This is a genomic window from Ilumatobacter sp., from assembly GCF_039969435.1.
GTDB lineage: Bacteria > Actinomycetota > Acidimicrobiia > Acidimicrobiales > Ilumatobacteraceae > Ilumatobacter_A.
In genome coordinates this window covers 449,029-466,002 of the sequence record NZ_JBDVNU010000006.1, presented here as the reverse complement: position 1 = coordinate 466,002, position 16,974 = coordinate 449,029, and the positions used below count along the sequence as shown (strand labels likewise).

Sequence of the window (16,974 nt, the reverse complement as noted above, 5' to 3'; positions counted from 1 at the left end):
CCGCCATGCTGGGCGGGTGAGCGCAACCCCCGACCAGATCACCATCCCGACCGACCTGCTGCCCGCCGACGGCCGTTTCTGCTGTGGACCGTCCAAGGTCCGCCACGAGCAGGTCGACGCGATCGTCGCCGCCCGCGACACCCTGCTCGGCACCTCCCACCGCAAGCCGCCGGTCAAGAACCTCGTCGGCGCGGTCCGGTCCAAGCTGAGCGACCTGTTCTCGCTTCCGGATGGCTGGGAGGTCGTGCTCGGCAACGGCGGCTCGACGGTCTTCTGGGACGTCGCGACCTTCGGTCTCGTCGACGACCGCAGCCAGCATGCGGTGTTCGGCGAGTTCTCGTCGAAGTTCGCCGAAGCATGCGCTGCGGCGCCCCACCTCGGTGAGCCGAGCATCGTGAAGAGCGACGTCGGAACGCACCCGACGCTGGAGGCCGAGGACGGCATCGACGTCTACGCACTCACCCACAACGAGACCTCGACGGGCGTGATGATGGACCTGAAGCGTCCGGCGGGCACCAGCGCCGACACCGCTCTCGTCGCCGTCGACGCCACCTCTGCGGCCGGCGGCCTCACCTGGAACCCCGGCGAGGTCGACGTGTACTACTTCGCACCGCAGAAGTGTTTCGCCTCCGACGGCGGGCTCTGGCTCGCAGCATGCTCACCCGCCGCGCAGGACCGCATCGAGCGGATCGGCACCTCCGACCGCTGGCGTCCGGCATCGCTCGACCTCCGGATCGCGCTCGACAACTCCAGGCAGAACCAGACGTACAACACGCCCGCCGTCGCCACGCTGGTGATGCTCGACGCGCAACTCGACTGGATGCTGGCGAACGGCGGCCTCGACTTCGCCGCCGGTCGCAGCGCCGAGTCGGCGGCCACGTTGTACGGCTGGGCCGAGTCCCGCGACTGGGCGACACCCTTCGTTGCCGACCCCGCGCAGCGATCCCACGTCGTCGGCACGATCGACCTCGACGACTCGATCGACGCGAACGACGTCTGCGTCGCTCTGCGAGCCAACGGAATCCTCGACACCGACGCCTACCGCAAGCTGGGTCGCAACCAGTTGCGCATCGGGATGTTCCCCGCCATCGACCCGAGCGACGTCGACGCCCTCACGAAGTCGATCGACCACGTCGTCGCCCAACTCTCCTGACGGGGTGTGGCAGGGGTCTGACCCACTCCGCACCCCGAATGGTGTGGCGGGGTCTGACCCACTCCACACCCGAGTGCAGCGCGGCGTGGCGTGACCCGTCGCCCGACAATGGTGTGGAGTGGGTCAGACCCCTGCCACACCAGGCAGACTGGAACACGTGGATGTGTCCGAGGTGCTCGACTTCTCGATCGACGAACTCGGTGAACTCGACCGGCCGGTGATGCTCGTCGGTCTCGAAGGCTGGTTCGACATCGCGAGCGCCGCCACCCACGCAGTCGATTCGTTCATCGACGACGATGCGGCGGTGATCGTCGGCGAGATCGACCCCGACCCGTTCTACGACTTCACCCAGCAACGTCCGCTGGTGTCCGTCGACGACGGCGTCCGTTCGATCCAGTGGCCGTCCAACGAGATCCTCGTCCAACGCAACGTCGGGCACCGCGACCTCGTGTCGCTGATCGGCGTCGAGCCGCACATGTACTGGGCGACCTACGTCGACGCCGTCGTCACGGTCGCCGAGGAGCTCGGCTGCGAAGCCGTCGTCACCGTGGGTTCCGCCGCCGAGGCGATCCCGCACACGCGCCGCCCTCCCGTCACCGGCAGCACGTCGAACGTCGCCCTGGCCCGGGCGCTCGGCCTGAGTGCGCCGTCGTATCAGGGGATCACGGGCGTGGCGGGCGTCCTGCAGGCTGCGCTCGAAGCCCGTGACATCCCCGCCGTCTCGCTCCGCGTCGGCATTCCCCACTACCTGATGAACGCGGAGCACCCGCAGGCGACAGCCGCCCTCTCACGGCACCTGAGTCATGTCCTGAACGTGCCGGCCCGCATCGACTTCAGCGATCAGATCGACTCGTGGCGCGATGTGCACGACGAGATCATCGACACCGACAACCAACTGCGGATGTACGTCCGCATGCTCGAGGCCGAGTTCGATCGCCGAGCCGAGGCCGCCATCCCGACCGCCGACGACCTGGCGGCCGACTTCGAGAAGTTCCTCGACCACCTCCGCGACGACGACTGATCGTCGGCGTCGCCCCACGCACCTGGCGTTCCGCCCCGAACCCGACCCAGCGGGAGACCGTCGGGAACGAGAGCCGTCGGACGAACGTGAGGGGCTGACGTCGCGGCTACCGGTTCGACTGGGCGACGGCCACGAGTGCGGCATTGACGATGCTGTCCGTGTCGATCCCCGTCAGTTCGTGCAGGTCGGCGATCGTGCCGGACTCGCCGAAGCGGTCGACGCCGAGCGAGTACTGGCGGGTTCCGAGTGCCGAGCCGATCCACCCGAGACTGTGGCTCGACGCGTCGTGCACGCTCACGACCGGACGGCTGCGTTCGTCGACCGGGATCATCTCGTGGAGGCGGCTCGACGACGGTGAGAGCCGCGCCGTGGCCATCGCCCGGACCAGGTCGCCACGCCAACTCGCGTGGATCCGGTCGGGGCTCGTGAGGTGCACCACGGTGGCCTGCACCCCCTCGGCGTCGAGTTCGTCGGACGCGGCGAGCGCCTCGGGCGCCATCACCCCGGTGGTCACGATCGTGACCCCCGGTCGCCCGTCGGGTGGGGCGTCGCGCAGTCGGTAGCCGCCGGACAGCACCTGGCCGCGGAGCACCCCCTCGCCCACACGATCGAGCACGGCACCGAACGGCTCCTGGTCGATCGGCCGCGTGGACAGCCGGAGGTAGCTGCTGGTCCCGTCGGCACGGCCGATCTGGTCCAGTGCGTCACACAGGATCCAGTCGACCTCGGTCGCGAACGCCGGCTCGAAGTAGGTCAGGTTCGGCAGTTCCGCACCGACCGACGCCGTGATGGTCGACTGGTGTGCGCCTCCCTCGGGAGCGAGCGTGACCCCGGCAGGGGTTCCCGCGACGACGAACTTGGCATCGTTGTAGAGGCCGTAGATGAAGGCGTCGAGCCCACGGAGCACGAACGGGTCGTAGACGGTGCCGACCGGCAGCAGATGCTCACCGTGGTGGTCGTGACTCAGCCCGAGTTGACCCAGCAGCATGAACAGGTTCATCTCGCTGATGCCGAGTTCGATGTGCTGCCCGGTCGGCCCGGGCGCCCACCGCAGCAGTCGGTCCGCTCCCCCGTGGTGGTCGTCACGCTCGTCGTGGGAGTACACGCCGCGCTTGTTGATGAACCCGCCCAGGTTCGTGGAGATCGACACGTCGGGGGCCGTGGTGACGATCCGCTCACCGACGCCCTCGACATCGGCGAGTCCCGCGAGCACTCTGCCGAAGGCTTCCTGGGTCGACGACACGCCTCGCGTCGTCGTGGACCGCACCGACGTGGGGATCGACAGTTCGGGTCGCGGCCGAGCCGGCTCGTTGTTGATGTCTCCGCCGACCGAGCGGCACCGGCGACCGGCTTCGGACTCGTCGTCGAAGCGGTCCCATTCGGTCTCGGTGGTCAAGCCGAGCGACGATCGGAACTCGTCGATCTGTTCCGAGCTCAGCAGCGCCGAGTGGTTCATCGGGTCGCCCGCCATCGCGAGACCGTGACCCTTGATCGTGTAGGCGAACACGACCGATGGACGGTCCACCTCGGCATCACAGGAGCGGAACGTGTCGACGAGGAGCCCGAGATCGTGCCCTCCGAGGTCGGTCACCAGGCGCTGCAACTCGTCGTCGCTCATCGTGTCGGCGACATCGAGCACCGCACGGTCCGCACCGACGAGGAACTTGCGTTTCGCGTCGGCGGACGACAGGCCGAACAACTCCTGATAGGCCTCGTTCGCCATGGCGTCGATGTGCGCCTCGAGCGCATCGCCTCCCGGCTGGGCGAACGCCGCGGTCAGCCGGCGCCCGTACTTCGCCTCGGCCACGTGCCACCCGGCATCGGCGAAGAAGCGCTTCAGTCGGGTGGCGGCGATGTCGGGGATCACGCGATCGAGCGACTGGCGGTTCAGGTCGATGACCATCGTGAAGTTGCCGAGCCCTCGGGTGGCGGGGTCGGCGATCGCCTCCCACACGTTGCCCTCGTCGAGTTCGGCGTCACCGACCAGCGCGACGAAGCGGGCGCGGGGCTGCTGGCCGAAGTGCGAGTCCACGTACCGACGGGTCAGGGCGGAGAAGAGCGGGGCGACCGCTCCGAGGCCGACCGATCCGGTCGAGAAGTCCGACACGTCGGGGTCCTTCGTACGTGACGGGTAGGCCTGCAGCCCACCTCGTTGGCGCAGCGTCGTGAGGTACGAGCGGTCGAGTTCCCCGGTCAGATACTTGATCGCGTGGTACACCGGCGATGCGTGCGGCTTGACCGCCACCTTGTCCTCGCCGCCGATGTGCGCGAACCACAGCGCCGTCATGATCGACACCATCGACGCGCTCGACGCCTGGTGCCCACCGACCTTCACGTCGTGGCGGCCCGCCGCTTCTTCTCGTCGGTTGGCGTGGTCGATCATGCGGGTGGCGAGCCACAGCACACGACGTTCGATCTCACGCAGCGTCTCGATGTCGATCTCGTCGCTCATGACCACCCATCCTCGCCCACTTCACTCCCCCGCGCTGCCGGTCCGTCCACGACGTCGTCGTCGAGGAACGCCCGGAGCGCGGTGGCGGCGTGGTCGAGGTGCGCGTCGAGCAGATCGACGGCACCGTCGACATCTCCGGATCGGCACGCGTCGAGCAGCGCCTGGTGTTCGACGTCGGAGTCCGAACCACCACCGAGAGAATCGGTGTACAGCCGCACGTACGGAGCGACGGATGCGTGGAGGATCTCCACGACGGCGAGGCCGCGCTCCCAGCCCGACGCGACGTAGATCGCCCGGTGGAACCGCCAGTTGGCCTCGAGGCCCGACGGGTCGGCGTCGGACGTCGCGGGACGGTCCGATGCGAGGGCGAGTTCCGCTTCGGCGAGGTCGACGATCGTCAGCTTCGGGATCGAGCGACGCAGCAGTTCGGGTTCCACCGCACGCCGGAGCGTGAAGTTCTCGTCGGCCTCGGCAGCCGTGAGCGCCGGGATCACGGCGCCCCGATTGGGCTCGAAACGCAACAGGCCGAGGGCTGCGAGACGCTGCAGGGCCTCGCGGACCGGGATCTTGCTCACCCCCATCGACGCAGCCAGCTCGTCCTGGCGCATCCAGGTGCCCGGGGCGAGAGCTCCGCGCAGCATCCGGTCCATCACGCTGCGCTGCACTCGATCGACGGTTGACATCCACCGATCGTATACGATTATGCTGTCGAGATGAAACTCGCCGACTTCCCTCGCCACCCGCTCACGTTCGGACCGTCCCCCATCCATCCTCTGCCGCGCCTGTCGGAGGCATTGGGCGGAGACGTCGAGATCTGGGCCAAGCGGGAGGACTGCAACTCGGGCATCGCATTCGGAGGAAACAAGGTCCGCAAGCTGGAGTACCTCGTGGCCGACGCCCTGGCCACCGGGTGCGACACGCTGGTGTCGATCGGCGGCATCCAGTCCAACCACACGCGCGCCGTCACCGGCGTGGCCCGCCACCTCGGACTCGGATGCGTGACGGTGCAGGAGGCGTGGGTCGACTGGCCCGACATGAACTACGACAAGGTCGGCAACATCCAGCTGACCCGCATCATGGGCGGTGACATCCGCATCGACGACGCAGGCTTCGACATCGGCATCCGTGACAGTTGGCGCGACGCCCTCGCCTCGGTCGAGGCAGCCGGCGGCAAGCCGTACCCGATCCCAGCCGGAGCATCGGATCATCCTCTCGGCGGTCTCGGCTTCGCGAACTGGGCGGTCGAACTGGCTGCACAGGAGGCCGAGATCGACACCTTCTTCGACCACGTCGTGGTCTGCACCGTGACCGGGTCGAGCCACGCCGGGATGATCGCCGGGTTCGCCCTCGAGGACACGGAGGCGCTTCCTGCAAAGCGGCACGTGATCGGCATCGACGCCTCGGCGACGCTCGACAAGACCGTCGAGCAGGTCACCCGCATCGCACGGAACACCGCCGAGACGATCGAACTCGGTCGTGAGCTGCGCGACGACGAGATCACGGTCGTGGCCGGCTACGAGGGCCCCGCGTACGGCATCCCCGACCAGCAGACCGTCGACGCCATCCACCTCACGGCCCGGACCGAGGGGATGCTCACCGACCCGGTGTACGAGGGCAAGTCGATGGCCGGACTGATCGGAATGGTCCGCAGCGGCGAGATCCCGGCCGGCTCCACGGTGATGTACTGCCACCTGGGCGGCCAGCCCTGCCTCCCGGCCTATGCCGGCGCCCCCGGACTGGGCTGACGACACGACGGCGCCTCCCGTCGGAGCCGCGGCCCTGGACGTCGGGAGACGTCAGTCCGGTCGCATCGTCCCGGCGGCCGACATCGATCCTCGAAGTCGCCGCGCCGTGGAGTCGACGATCCGACGCACTTCGTCGGGCGCGGTGTCGATCTCGATGTCGAAGCGGGTGGCGATGAACGCGATCGTCGAGGCGACGTGGACCAGGTCGTCGGCGGTGATGGTCACCGCGACCCGTCCGTCGTCCGTCGGGGTCGCGTCGCCGGAGATCCAGTGGCCGAGCGTCTCGACCTCTGCGGTCGATGCCGACACGACGACGACCGCCCGATGCGCGGCGACCATCGAGCGCATCCCCTCGCGCACGAACGACGCGGCATCGGCGGCCGGGAGCGGGCGTCGTTCGAAACGGACTCCGGCGAGAGCGGGTTCGCTCATCCGGTCGACGCGGAACGTGCGCCAGTCTCCACGCCGCACGTCCCACGCGACGAGGTACCAGCGCCGCCCGGCGGCAACGAGCTGGTGTGGCTGCACGAGTCGGTGTGAATCCTCGCCATCACGACGCCGGTACGCGAAGCGGACCTCCTCGCTGTCGCGACACCCCTGGCTCAACACCGTGAGGTCGTTCGATCGGACGACCGCCCCGTCGTGTGACCAGGTCATGACCTCGACGCTCCGCTGGAGTGCGTCGATCTGACGTCGGAGACGATCGGGGAGGATGTCGTCGAGCTTGGTCATCAGCGCCACCGACGAGTTCTCGATCCCCTCGATCGCACTCAACGCCGTGGCGCGCAGCCCGACGGTGAGTGCGATCGCTTCGTCGTCGGTGACGAGGAGCGCTGGCAGATGGGCGCCGACGGCGAGTCGATACCCGCCGTCGACACCCGGTTCCGCGTCGACCGGATAGCCGAGCCCACGCAGTCGGTCGACGTCGCGCCGCACCGTGCGCTCGCTGACGCCGAGCTCACCGGCGAGATCGGCGCCGCGCCACATTCGATGCGTCTGCAGCAGCGAGAGCAGCGACAGGGTCCGAGCTGTGGGATCCGACATCAGTCGTAACTGTTGACCATCTTGATGCTGAGCGCCAACATCGCCGCCATCGCCACCGCCACGACGGCGAACGCCTTGACGAGCGACGGCCCGTCGAAACCGTCGAGGATCAGCGAACGTGCCCCTTCCATGACGTACGTGACGGGGTTGATCGTGGCGGCGACCTCCATCGGGCGGGTCAGCTGGTCGCGAGGCACGAAGTTGGGTGTCAGGAACAGCAACGGGAAGAACACCATGCTCGCCCCCTGCGTCGCCGCCGCACTGCGGGTCTTGACCGCGATCAGTTGCATGAACCCGCTGAACACCATCGCCCAGAGCGACACCATGACGACCAGGACCAGGAAACCGAGGAAGCCGGACTCGACCCGGATCCCGAAGAGCAGTGCGAGCACCACCATCACGGTTCCGACCACCATCGTCTTCACGAACTCGGCGTAGAGACGACCGAGAACGAGCGCCATCCGCGAGATCGGTGTCGCACGAAGCTTGTCGAAGTAGCCGCCTTCGATCTCCTCGACGAGGTACAACGCCGCCCCGCCGAACGACGCAGACAGCAGCAGGGACGCCGGCAGTTGGAACGCCCCGTAGTTCTGACCCTGCAGGAACGACGTTCCGTCGGCCGGGAAGATCCGAGCGGCCTGCCCCACGTTGACGACGAGGAAGAACAGCGGGATGAGGATCGTCGGGAACAGCGAGTCCGGCGTGCGGATCGCCTCGCGGATCGCCCGACCGCCGAGGATCAGCGAGTCGCGAGCGGCGTTCGTCGACCCGGTGGCCGACATGGGTCGCGAGTCGGGCGCTGCGTGTGTGGTGATGGTCATGGTCAGATCTCCTTCACTTCGCCCGCGACCTTGTCGCGGGTACGGCCCGTGGCGTCGAGGAAGACGTCGTCGAGCGTGGGGTCGGTGGACAGGCCCGCGCGATCGCGCAGGTCCTGCTTGAGCGATGCGGGTGTTCTTTCGCGAACGATCCGTCCGCCGTCGATGATCGCCAACCGGTTGCACAGTTGGTCGGCTTCCTCGAGGTACTGCGTGGTGAGGAACACCGTGGTGCCGAGACGGTTGATGCGGCGCACCTCGTCCCACACCGTGAGTCGGCTGGCCGGGTCGAGCCCGGTGGTGGGTTCGTCGAGGAACAGCACCTCCGGTCGGTGGACGAGCGCCGAGGCGAGGTCGAGACGACGCTTCATGCCACCCGAGTAGCCCTTGACCCGACGGTCCGCGGCGTCGAGCAACTCCACGAGGACGAGCAGTTCCTGCGCTCGCTCCGACGCCTCGGTCGACGACATCCCGAAGAGTCGGGCCTGGAGGGTGAGGATCTCGCGACCGGTCTGACGGGGGTCGAGGCCCGCCTCCTGGAGGGCGACCCCGATCTTGCGTCGCGCTCCATGCGGGTCTGCGGCGATGTCGACGCCGGCGACGAAGGCCGAGCCCCCCGTCATCGTCATCAGCGTGGTGAGCATGCGGACCGTGGTCGACTTGCCCGCACCGTTGGGGCCGAGGAAGCCGAACACCTCCCCCTCCGCCACGTCGAGGTCGACGCCGCGCACGGCGTCGACCTCACCGTCGCCACCCACGTACGTCTTGCGCAGCCCGACTGCGCTGATCGCGCTCATCGGGTTCGCCCCGGTGGCCGTGTGAAATTGGTCGTCATGATCTGCTCCCTGTTCGTGGCGGGTCGGCGGATCCGACCTGCCACACGATCATGACGAACCATGCGGACAGATCATGTCCGCAATCAGGAATCCCCACGCGCACGTCCGCGCGTCGAGACCGCACATGTGCACCCGGACCCGCACGGCGGGCTCAGGCACACGGATTCGGCGCGGGGGGCGGGTGGAGCGCAGGCGCGGGTCAGGAACCCGACATGGTGATGCCGGAGATGACGAGCGACATCCCCGCCGCACTCGTCGGCAGCCACTCGATGTCGCCGCCGACCTCGACGATGTCGAGCAGCATCCGCTGCAGCGTCGAGGCGATCGTGAACTCGCGCACCGGGGCGCCGATCGTCCCATTCTCGATCAACAGGCCGGCCGCACCGGTGGAGAAGTCGCCCGAGATGGGGTTCACACCCGAATGCAGACCCTGCATCTGCTGCACGAGCAGGCCGTCGTCGATCGAGGCGACGATCTCGTCCTGCGTCCGAGCACCCGGCACGAGCGACAGCGCGAGGCAGCCCACGCCCGGAGTGCCGGCGAATCCGCCACGGGTCGCGTTGCCCGTCGACACGCCTCCGACCCGTCGGGCCGACGAGGAGTTGTGCACGAACTGCTTCAGCACGCCGTTCTCGATCAACACGTTGCGACGGGCGGCGAGACCTTCACCGTCGACGTCGGTCGAGGTGTAGGCGTTCGGGTTCGTCGGATCGTCGACGAGCGTGACGAGTTCGTTCGCCACGGTCTCGCCCAGCCGGTCCTTGAACAACGAACGACCCTTCGCCACGGCCATCCCGTTGAGCGTGGAGGAGATCACCCCGAGGAACTGAGCGGTGACGAACGGATCGAGGACCACCGTGGTGGTCTTCGACTTCGGCTTGGTCGCACCGAGCAGACGGGTGGCCCGCTCGCTCGCCTCGCGCGCCGCCCGTTCGAGGTCGAACTCGTCGGGCGAATCACCCACGGAGAACCCGAATCCGGTCTGGGTCTCGGCATCGTCCCCCTCGCCCCCACCTCCTTCGCCGTCGGCCAGCGTGGACACCGACACGTAGCAGCCGTTCTCCCGTCCGGCCTGGCGGATGCCGGCGGTCGAGGCGACTGCGGCTTCGCCCCAGCCGTCGGCGTAGTTGGCGTCGTCGACGCGGACGCGCGGGTCGAGCCCGGACGCGAGCTTCTCGAGGGTCTTCGCGATGTCGATCTTGCGGTCGGTCGGGTACTCGGCGAGCACGTCGTTCCACATCACCTGCTCGGTCGTGGGAACGCCGTCGGGTTCGGCGAGGCCGGCGAACTCGTCGCTCGTGCCGAACGCGACGTTGTCGCGTGCTTCGGCCAACACCTCGCGTACGGCGTCGGGGTCGAGCGTGCCGGCGTAGGCGAAGCCGGTGCGCCCGCCCTCGATCACCCGGATGCCGATGCCTTCGGACTGTGCCGACACGAAGTGCTCGACGGCGCCCTGGTACACCCGCACCTCGGTCTCACCGCCGCGAGACACGAACGCTTCGATCTGCTCGTTGCCGGCCGCCTGCTCGATCACCCGATCGGCGATCGCCTGCAACTCATCGGTCGTGTCGATCATGATGTCTCCTTCGACGAGGGCCGCGTCTGGCGCACCATCGTCAGCGCAGCCGGGAAGGCGCCTGCGTGGCATGAACGCTGCGCTCGGCGCGAGCCGGCGCTCTCGACACAGCTCATGCCGCGGTGCCTCCGACCGTGAGTGCCTTCACTCGCAGTGTCGGCTGACCGTCGCCGACCGGAACGCCCTGGCCGTCCTTGCCACACGTGCCCGGGCTGCCCATCGAGAAGTCGTTCGCGAGCATGTCGATGTCCTGGAGGACCTTGGGGCCGTTGCCGATCAGGTTGCCATCACGCAGCGGCTCGGTGATCCTCCCGTCCTCGATCAGGTACGCCTCGGTCATGCCGAACACGAAGTCGCCCGACGCCGTGTTGACCGACCCGCCGCCGAGCTTCGCGACGTAGACGCCGTTGGGGGTACTGGCGACGATGTCGTCGGGGTCGTCGGGGCCGTTCATGACGTAGGTGTTGGTCATGCGGACCATCGGCAGGTGCTGGTAGCTCTGGCGCCGGCCGTTGCCCGACTGAGGGCGACCGTCCTTGCGCGACCGCAGGTAGTCCCACATGTAGTCGGTCAGCACACCGTCCTCGATCAACACGTTGCGTCGGGTCTGCGAGCCCTCGTCGTCGAAACCCAGGGTTCCCCACTCGCCGGGCATCGTCCCGTCGTCGACGAGGGTGACCATCTCGTTCGCGACCTGCTTGCCGACCTTGCCCGCATAGACCGACGCGCCCTTCTGGATGTGGTCGGCCTCGAGGCCGTGTCCGCACGCCTCGTGGAAGAGCACGCCACCGGTGCCGTGCTTGATGACGACGGGCATCGAGCCCGACGGCGCCGGGCGGGCTGCGAGCTTGGTGACGGCCTGGCGGGCGGCTTCACGGGCCATGTCCTCGACGTCGACGGTGTCGAAGATCTCGAACCCGACCGTGTGCCCCATCGACTGGTACCCGGTCTGCATGCCGCCGTCACCGTTCGCGACGGCGTTGATGCGCAGCAGGGTGCGGACCACCTCGTCGTCGGCGAGGACGCCGTCGGTGTTCGCGACGAGCACCCGCTTGGTGCTGTCGCCGTACCCGGCCGACACCTGGACGATCTCGGGTCCGTACGCGCGAGCGGCGTCGTTCATGCGGACGAGCAACTCGACCTTGCGGGCCTTCTCGATCGAGTCGGGCTGGTGGACGATCGCATTCGGACGGTGCGTCGCCGCTCGGGTCAGCCCGACGGAGTTGACGCCACCGCCACCCTGGCTCGCTGCGGCTGCGGCGGCACCCGCAGCCGCCGACAGACCGGCCTCGGTCAGGTCGGAGGTGTACGCGAAACCGGTCGTGTCCCCGGCGATCACGCGGATCCCCGCACCGCGGTCACGACCACTCGTGACCTGTTCGATGCGTCCGTCGTCGAGACCCGCAGAGGTGGACCTCTTGTCCTCGGCGTACACCTCGGCGAAATCGGCACCGGTCTTCGTGGCACCGGCGAGCACTCGTTCCAGGACGTCGTTGTCGATCACCTCGACCAGTGTACGAACCGGCACCGGCGACCGAACCCGGACACGGCCGACTCAGCCGGACCGACCCCCGCGGCTCGTGTCGAACCCCTCGAGCGACGGTCCCGTGACGAATCGTGCGAACACCGCGACCAGCGAGAGCGCCACGCGACGTTCCTCGATCGACGTCGGGCGACCTTCACTGCGCACGACGAATCGTCCCAGCTCGACCAGGCCCACCGTCGCCGGGATCTCGACCGACGACGGAAGGACCTCCTCCGAGCGATTCGACACGGTTCCCGCTGTCGACATCACCGGGTCGACGGTGCCGTGGTAGCCGGGATGCCACGTCGCCGACGACGCCCGGAGGATGGTGGTCAGCTCGCGACAGGCGATGTCCGCCAGATCCGACGGAGTGCGACCACCGGCCACGAGCGCCACGAACCCGTCGACGTCGCGGCCACGGGTGAAGGCCGCTTCGCTCATCTCGCGGAGGTGCGAACTGGTGACCCCGACCACCGTGCCGGCGACGAGCAGCACGACCATCGCCACGATCTCGTCGGAGTCCTCGATCACGAGCGAGTAGTACGGCTGGGTGTGCAGGGCGTTGTAGGCGAGCGACGACACGACGCCGGCGACGACAGCGCCGAGCGGACCGCGGGCCAGGGCCACGAACAACGTCGGCAGCACGAACAGGATCGCCGAGCTCTGGCCGACCGCGTCGCGCGACGGCACCAGGACCACGCCCGCGAGGATCGGGACGACGACGGCGACGGCGATCGTGACCGAACGGCTGCGGGCGGCTGCTCGCGGGTGCTCGCTCGCCGGCTCGGGGCGGTCCCCCACCGGCGCTCCCGTCCGGAAGTTCGACAGCACGAGGAAGCGGAGCAGTCGCGCATACGGGCTCACGGCCCGACCTCGCCGGTGTCCTGGCCGGTCTCCCGGCTGGCGTCTTGGCCGGTGTCCCGGTCGGCGTTCGGGACCGAGTGCTCGTCGGGGCCGTCGACCACGCCTTCGAGTCGGTAGCCGATCCCGGGTTCGGTCACGAAGAACGCGGGCCGGACCGGGTCGGGTTCGAGCTTCTGGCGGATCTGGGCCATGAACCCGCGCAGGTAGTGCGTCTCGGTGTCGTAGTGCTCGCCCCACACGTGGTGCAGGACCTGGCGCTGCGTCACGAGACGACCCGGATTCCGTGCGAGGAGTTCGACGATCGCCCACTCCTTGGGCGTGAGGTGGACGGTCGACCCGTCGCCGAGTCGAGCCCGACCCTCGACCAGGTCGATCGAGAACGCAGCGGTCGCCACGACTCGCGGTCCGTCTGCGCCGTCGGCGACCGTCGCCCGACGCAACTGCGCCCGCAGCCGGGCGAGCAACTCGTTCATGCCGAACGGCTTGGTCACGTAGTCGTCGGCACCCGCGTCGAGTGCCTCGACCTTGTCCTGCTCGCGATCGCGGACCGTCAGCACGATCACGGGCACGGTCGACAGACCCCGGATCCCGTACAGGACGTCGATGCCGTCGAGATCCGGGAGGCCGAGGTCGAGGAGCACGAGATCGGGACGGTCCTCGGTCACCGCCAGCACGGCCTGCGCACCCGTCGACGCCTCGATCACGTCGTAGCCACGCACGACGAGGTTGGTCCGCAGCGCGCGCCGGATCTGGACCTCGTCGTCGACGACGAGGATGCGGTCGGCCGAGGTCACGAGCGTGTTGTCCCCATCGTCGCCCGGCCCATCGTCGCCCGGTCCGTCGTCGCCCGGTCCGTCGTCCAGCCCGTTGCGAGCGGCAGCCGGATCTCGACCGTGAGGCCGCCGCCTTCCGTGTCGTCCACCAGCAGTCGCCCGTCCATCGCCGTCACGAATCCCTGGGCGACGGACAGCCCGAGCCCCACGCCCGGGTTGCGGTCGTCGAGTTGCTGGAACGCATCGAACATGTGCGGCCGACGATCCGGCGGAACACCCGGCCCGTGGTCGACGACCGACAGGTACGCCTCGCCGTCGCCACCGTCACCTGCCCGGATCTCGATGCGTTCGGGCGAGTGTCTCGCTGCGTTCGCTACGATGTTCTCCAGCGCCCGCTCGAGGAGTCCGACGTCGGCGCGCACCGGGGCCATGTCGATGTCGACATGGACGCCGAGATCCCGAACGTTGCGGAGATCGATTCCCGACACCACCGCCTCGATGACCTCGTCGAGTCGGACCGGCCCACGATCGATCGTCAAGGCGCCCGCCTCCAGGCGACTCGCGTCCAGCAGGTTGGCGACGATGCGGTCGAGGCGGCCCGCCTCCTCGACGATCGTGGAGAGGAACTCGCGCCGTGCGTCGTCGGGCCACTCCACGTCGTCCTGTTGCAACGACGACCCGGCGGCGGTGATCGACGCCAACGGGGTGCGCAGGTCGTGGGAGACCGAACGCAGGAGTGCGGTGCGGAAGCGGTCGGCCTCTGCGAGCGCCTCCGCCCGTGCGGCATCGCCGGCGAGCTCGGCACGACGCAGCGCCACGGTGAGTTGGTCTGCGAATGCGCGCAGGATCAGGCGGTCTTCGGCATCGGCGATCGGTCGGGACGTGACCAGCGATCGACCGTCGGTCAGGTCGATGTGCTCGGCGTCGTCCAACCTCGACGTGTCGCCCGACGACACGATCGTCTCGCCGTGTTCGTCGAGCACGGCCATCGCATCGAGTTCCAGCAGGATCCGGAGTTGGCCGAGCAACTCGGGAACGGGGTCGGTGTCGGCGAGCGTGGCCGATGCGGACGCGAGGGCGCGGGCCTGGGTCCGCGCGGTCTCGGCCTCGGCGGACTGGCGACCGAGGCGCCCGACGATCACCGCCACGAGCAGCGCGACCGACAGGAACGACACCAGGCCGACCACGCTCGACAACGCCGTGATGCGGAACGTCTCGAACGGTCGGGTGAGGAACACGTTGCCGAGCGCGAACCCACCGACCGACGCCAACAGGGCGGGCCCGGTGCCGCCGGTGACCGCCGCGATCACGACCAGGAGGAGGTAGGCGGGCAGCACTCCGGGGAGACCGTTGTCCTCACGGAACGGCACGAAAACGGCCGTCAACACGATCGGCCCGACGACCGCGAGCACCCATGCGAGCGCTCGGCGTCGTGCGGTGAACCGGTGGCGACTCATCGTCCGCGGCGCGCTGCGCCAGATCGGCGGCTCGTCGCCATCCGCGTCGTGGGAGATCACGTGCACGTCCAGGTCCGGTGAGTTCCGGATCGCGCGGTTGATGACCGAGCCGTGCAACAGCTCGTCGAGGCGGCCGCGCCGCGACGTGCCGAGCAGGAGTTGGGTCGCGTTCTCCCCGCGTGCGAAGGCGGTGAGTTGTCGTGCCGGGTCGTCGCCGACCACCTCGTGGTACCGGCCGCCCAGGTCCACCAGCAACTGGCGGTGCTTGGCGATCTGATCGTCCGCCGTGTCGCTCCCGAGACCGTCGGACCGTCGGACGTGGACGCCGATCAGCTCGGCGCGGGAGCGCTCCGCCATGCGAGCGGCGCGCCGGATCAGCGGCTCGCTCCACGGCGAACCCGTCACGGCGACCACGAGACGTTCGCGCGTCTCCCACGGCCGATCGATGCTCCGGTCGCTGCGGTACCGGCGCAGTTCCTCCTCCACGCGGTCGGCGACCCACAGCAGGGCGAGTTCGCGGAGGGCCGTCAGGTTGCCGATCCGGAAGTAGTTGGCCAGCGCCTTGTCCACCCGTTCGGGCGGGTACACGTTGCCGTGGATCATCCGCCGGTGCAGTGCCTCGGGCGCCATGTCCACCAGTTCGATCTGATCCGCCTGCCGCACGACGGCGTCCGGGATGGTCTCGGCCTGTTGCACGCCGGTGATCCTGAGGAGTGCGTCGTTCAGCGACTCCAAGTGCTGGATGTTGACGGTCGTGATCACGTCGATGCCGGCGTCGAGGAGTCGTTCGACGTCCTGCCACCGTTTGGTCGCGACCGAGCCGGGGGCATTCGTGTGGGCGAATTCGTCGACCGCCACCACCTCGGGGCGCCGGTCGAGGACCGCTTCGACGTCGAGTTCGTGGAGGACCGCACCACGATGCTCGATCGTCCGCCGGGGGATCACCTCGAGGCCGTCGATCAGCGCCGCGGTGTGTTCGCGTCCATGGGTCTCCACGATGCCGACCACGATGTCGGTTCCGCGCTCGGCGCGTCGGTGTGCCTCCTGCAGCATCCGATACGTCTTCCCCACGCCCGGCGCCGCGCCGAGGTACACACGCAGCGCCCCTCTGCCCGCTCCGGTGGTCACCATCAACCCAGGCGATCGAGTGCGACGTTGAGTGCAAGCACGTTGACGGCATCGTCGCCGAGCACGCCCAGCGGCCGGCGTTCGGTGTGATCGTCGATCGCGTCGAGGACCACGTCGACGGCCAGTCCTCTCGCAGCCGCCACACGCTCCGCCTGCAACCGTGCATTGGCCGGGGAGATGTGCGGGTCGAGGCCCGAGCCCGACGCGGTCACCGCGTCGACGGGAACCGCTGCATCGGGGGCCAGGCCGTTCTCGCTGCGATACGCAGCGGCGCGGGCGTCGACGGCGTCGAGCAGAGTGGGGCTCGTCGGCCCCAGGTTCGATCCACCGCTCGCAGCGCCGTCGTGTCCGACCGCGCTCGGGCGGGAGTGGACGTACTGCGGCGACGTGAACTCCTGGCCGATCAGTTCCGATCCGACGACGACGCCATCCACCTCGAGCAGGCGACCGTCGGCACGATCGGCGACGACGGTCTGGGCGAATGCCGTGACCGCGAGCGGGTAGATCACGCCGAGGACGACGGTCATCAACGCCAGGATACGCACGCTCGCAACGAGGTGACGCAGGAATGGGGTACGCATG

General features: G+C 68.8%; 14 protein-coding genes. 3 read left to right on the top strand and 11 right to left on the bottom strand.

Annotated elements, in window-relative coordinates; all coding sequences use genetic code 11:
* Positions 1 to 16: 16 nt before the first annotated feature.
* Entirely contained in the window at positions 17 to 1,153 is a 1,137-nt protein-coding gene (gene serC / locus ABJK40_RS02920; protein ID WP_348478050.1) for a phosphoserine transaminase, read from the top strand.
* A gap of 157 nt (positions 1,154 to 1,310) precedes the next feature.
* Entirely contained in the window at positions 1,311 to 2,174 is an 864-nt protein-coding gene (locus ABJK40_RS02915; RefSeq protein ID WP_348478051.1) for a PAC2 family protein, read from the top strand.
* Between the two features lie 106 nt (positions 2,175 to 2,280).
* Here the strand turns inward: ABJK40_RS02915 and ABJK40_RS02910 are convergent, their stop codons facing one another.
* Both ABJK40_RS02910 and ABJK40_RS02905 read right to left on the bottom strand, forming a co-directional pair.
* The gene (locus ABJK40_RS02910) at positions 2,281 to 4,626 is read right to left on the bottom strand and encodes a 1-deoxy-D-xylulose-5-phosphate synthase N-terminal domain-containing protein (protein ID WP_348478052.1); all 2,346 of its coding nucleotides are present in this window, start codon (positions 4,624 to 4,626) and stop codon (positions 2,281 to 2,283) included.
* The gene (locus tag ABJK40_RS02905) at positions 4,623 to 5,309 is read right to left on the bottom strand and encodes a GntR family transcriptional regulator (RefSeq protein ID WP_348478053.1); all 687 of its coding nucleotides are present in this window, start codon (positions 5,307 to 5,309) and stop codon (positions 4,623 to 4,625) included. Before ABJK40_RS02905 ends, ABJK40_RS02910 begins: the two co-directional genes overlap by 4 nt.
* A gap of 30 nt (positions 5,310 to 5,339) precedes the next feature.
* Between ABJK40_RS02905 and ABJK40_RS02900 the strand changes: the two genes are divergently transcribed.
* Entirely contained in the window at positions 5,340 to 6,371 is a 1,032-nt protein-coding gene (locus tag ABJK40_RS02900) for a 1-aminocyclopropane-1-carboxylate deaminase (RefSeq protein ID WP_348478054.1), read from the top strand.
* A 51-nt stretch (positions 6,372 to 6,422) separates the two neighbouring features.
* Here ABJK40_RS02900 and ABJK40_RS02895 read toward each other — a convergent pair whose 3' ends face one another.
* The 9 genes from ABJK40_RS02895 to kdpC form a co-directional block, all read right to left on the bottom strand.
* Positions 6,423 to 7,415 (bottom strand): WYL domain-containing protein, encoded by a 993-nt coding sequence (locus ABJK40_RS02895; protein ID WP_348478055.1) that lies wholly within the window; start codon positions 7,413 to 7,415, stop codon positions 6,423 to 6,425.
* The gene (locus ABJK40_RS02890; RefSeq protein WP_348478056.1) at positions 7,415 to 8,236 is read right to left on the bottom strand and encodes an ABC transporter permease; all 822 of its coding nucleotides are present in this window, start codon (positions 8,234 to 8,236) and stop codon (positions 7,415 to 7,417) included. The genes ABJK40_RS02895 and ABJK40_RS02890 overlap by 1 nt, the downstream gene beginning before the upstream one ends.
* Positions 8,237 to 8,238: 2 nt before the next feature.
* A complete protein-coding gene (locus tag ABJK40_RS02885; RefSeq protein ID WP_348478057.1) occupies positions 8,239 to 9,030 on the bottom strand; it encodes an ATP-binding cassette domain-containing protein in 792 nt (263 codons plus the stop codon).
* Positions 9,031 to 9,268: 238 nt separating this feature from the next.
* Positions 9,269 to 10,645 carry a TldD/PmbA family protein gene (locus ABJK40_RS02880; protein ID WP_348478058.1) on the bottom strand — a complete coding sequence of 459 codons (1,377 nt, stop codon included), beginning with the start codon at positions 10,643 to 10,645 and terminating at the stop codon, positions 9,269 to 9,271.
* A 112-nt stretch (positions 10,646 to 10,757) separates the two neighbouring features.
* Entirely contained in the window at positions 10,758 to 12,149 is a 1,392-nt protein-coding gene (locus ABJK40_RS02875) for a TldD/PmbA family protein (RefSeq protein WP_348478059.1), read from the bottom strand.
* 51 nt (positions 12,150 to 12,200) lie between these two features.
* Complete coding sequence (locus ABJK40_RS02870) at positions 12,201 to 13,034, bottom strand: DUF4118 domain-containing protein (protein ID WP_348478060.1); 834 nt, start codon at positions 13,032 to 13,034, stop codon at positions 12,201 to 12,203.
* Positions 13,031 to 13,828 carry a response regulator gene (locus tag ABJK40_RS02865; protein ID WP_348478061.1) on the bottom strand — a complete coding sequence of 266 codons (798 nt, stop codon included), beginning with the start codon at positions 13,826 to 13,828 and terminating at the stop codon, positions 13,031 to 13,033. The genes ABJK40_RS02870 and ABJK40_RS02865 overlap by 4 nt, the downstream gene beginning before the upstream one ends.
* Positions 13,825 to 16,395, bottom strand: a complete 2,571-nt coding sequence (locus tag ABJK40_RS02860) for an ATP-binding protein (RefSeq protein WP_348478062.1) — start codon at positions 16,393 to 16,395, stop codon at positions 13,825 to 13,827. Before ABJK40_RS02860 ends, ABJK40_RS02865 begins: the two co-directional genes overlap by 4 nt.
* Complete coding sequence (kdpC, locus tag ABJK40_RS02855) at positions 16,395 to 16,973, bottom strand: K(+)-transporting ATPase subunit C (protein WP_348478063.1); 579 nt, start codon at positions 16,971 to 16,973, stop codon at positions 16,395 to 16,397. Before kdpC ends, ABJK40_RS02860 begins: the two co-directional genes overlap by 1 nt.
* Between the last annotated feature and the right edge of the window lies 1 nt (position 16,974).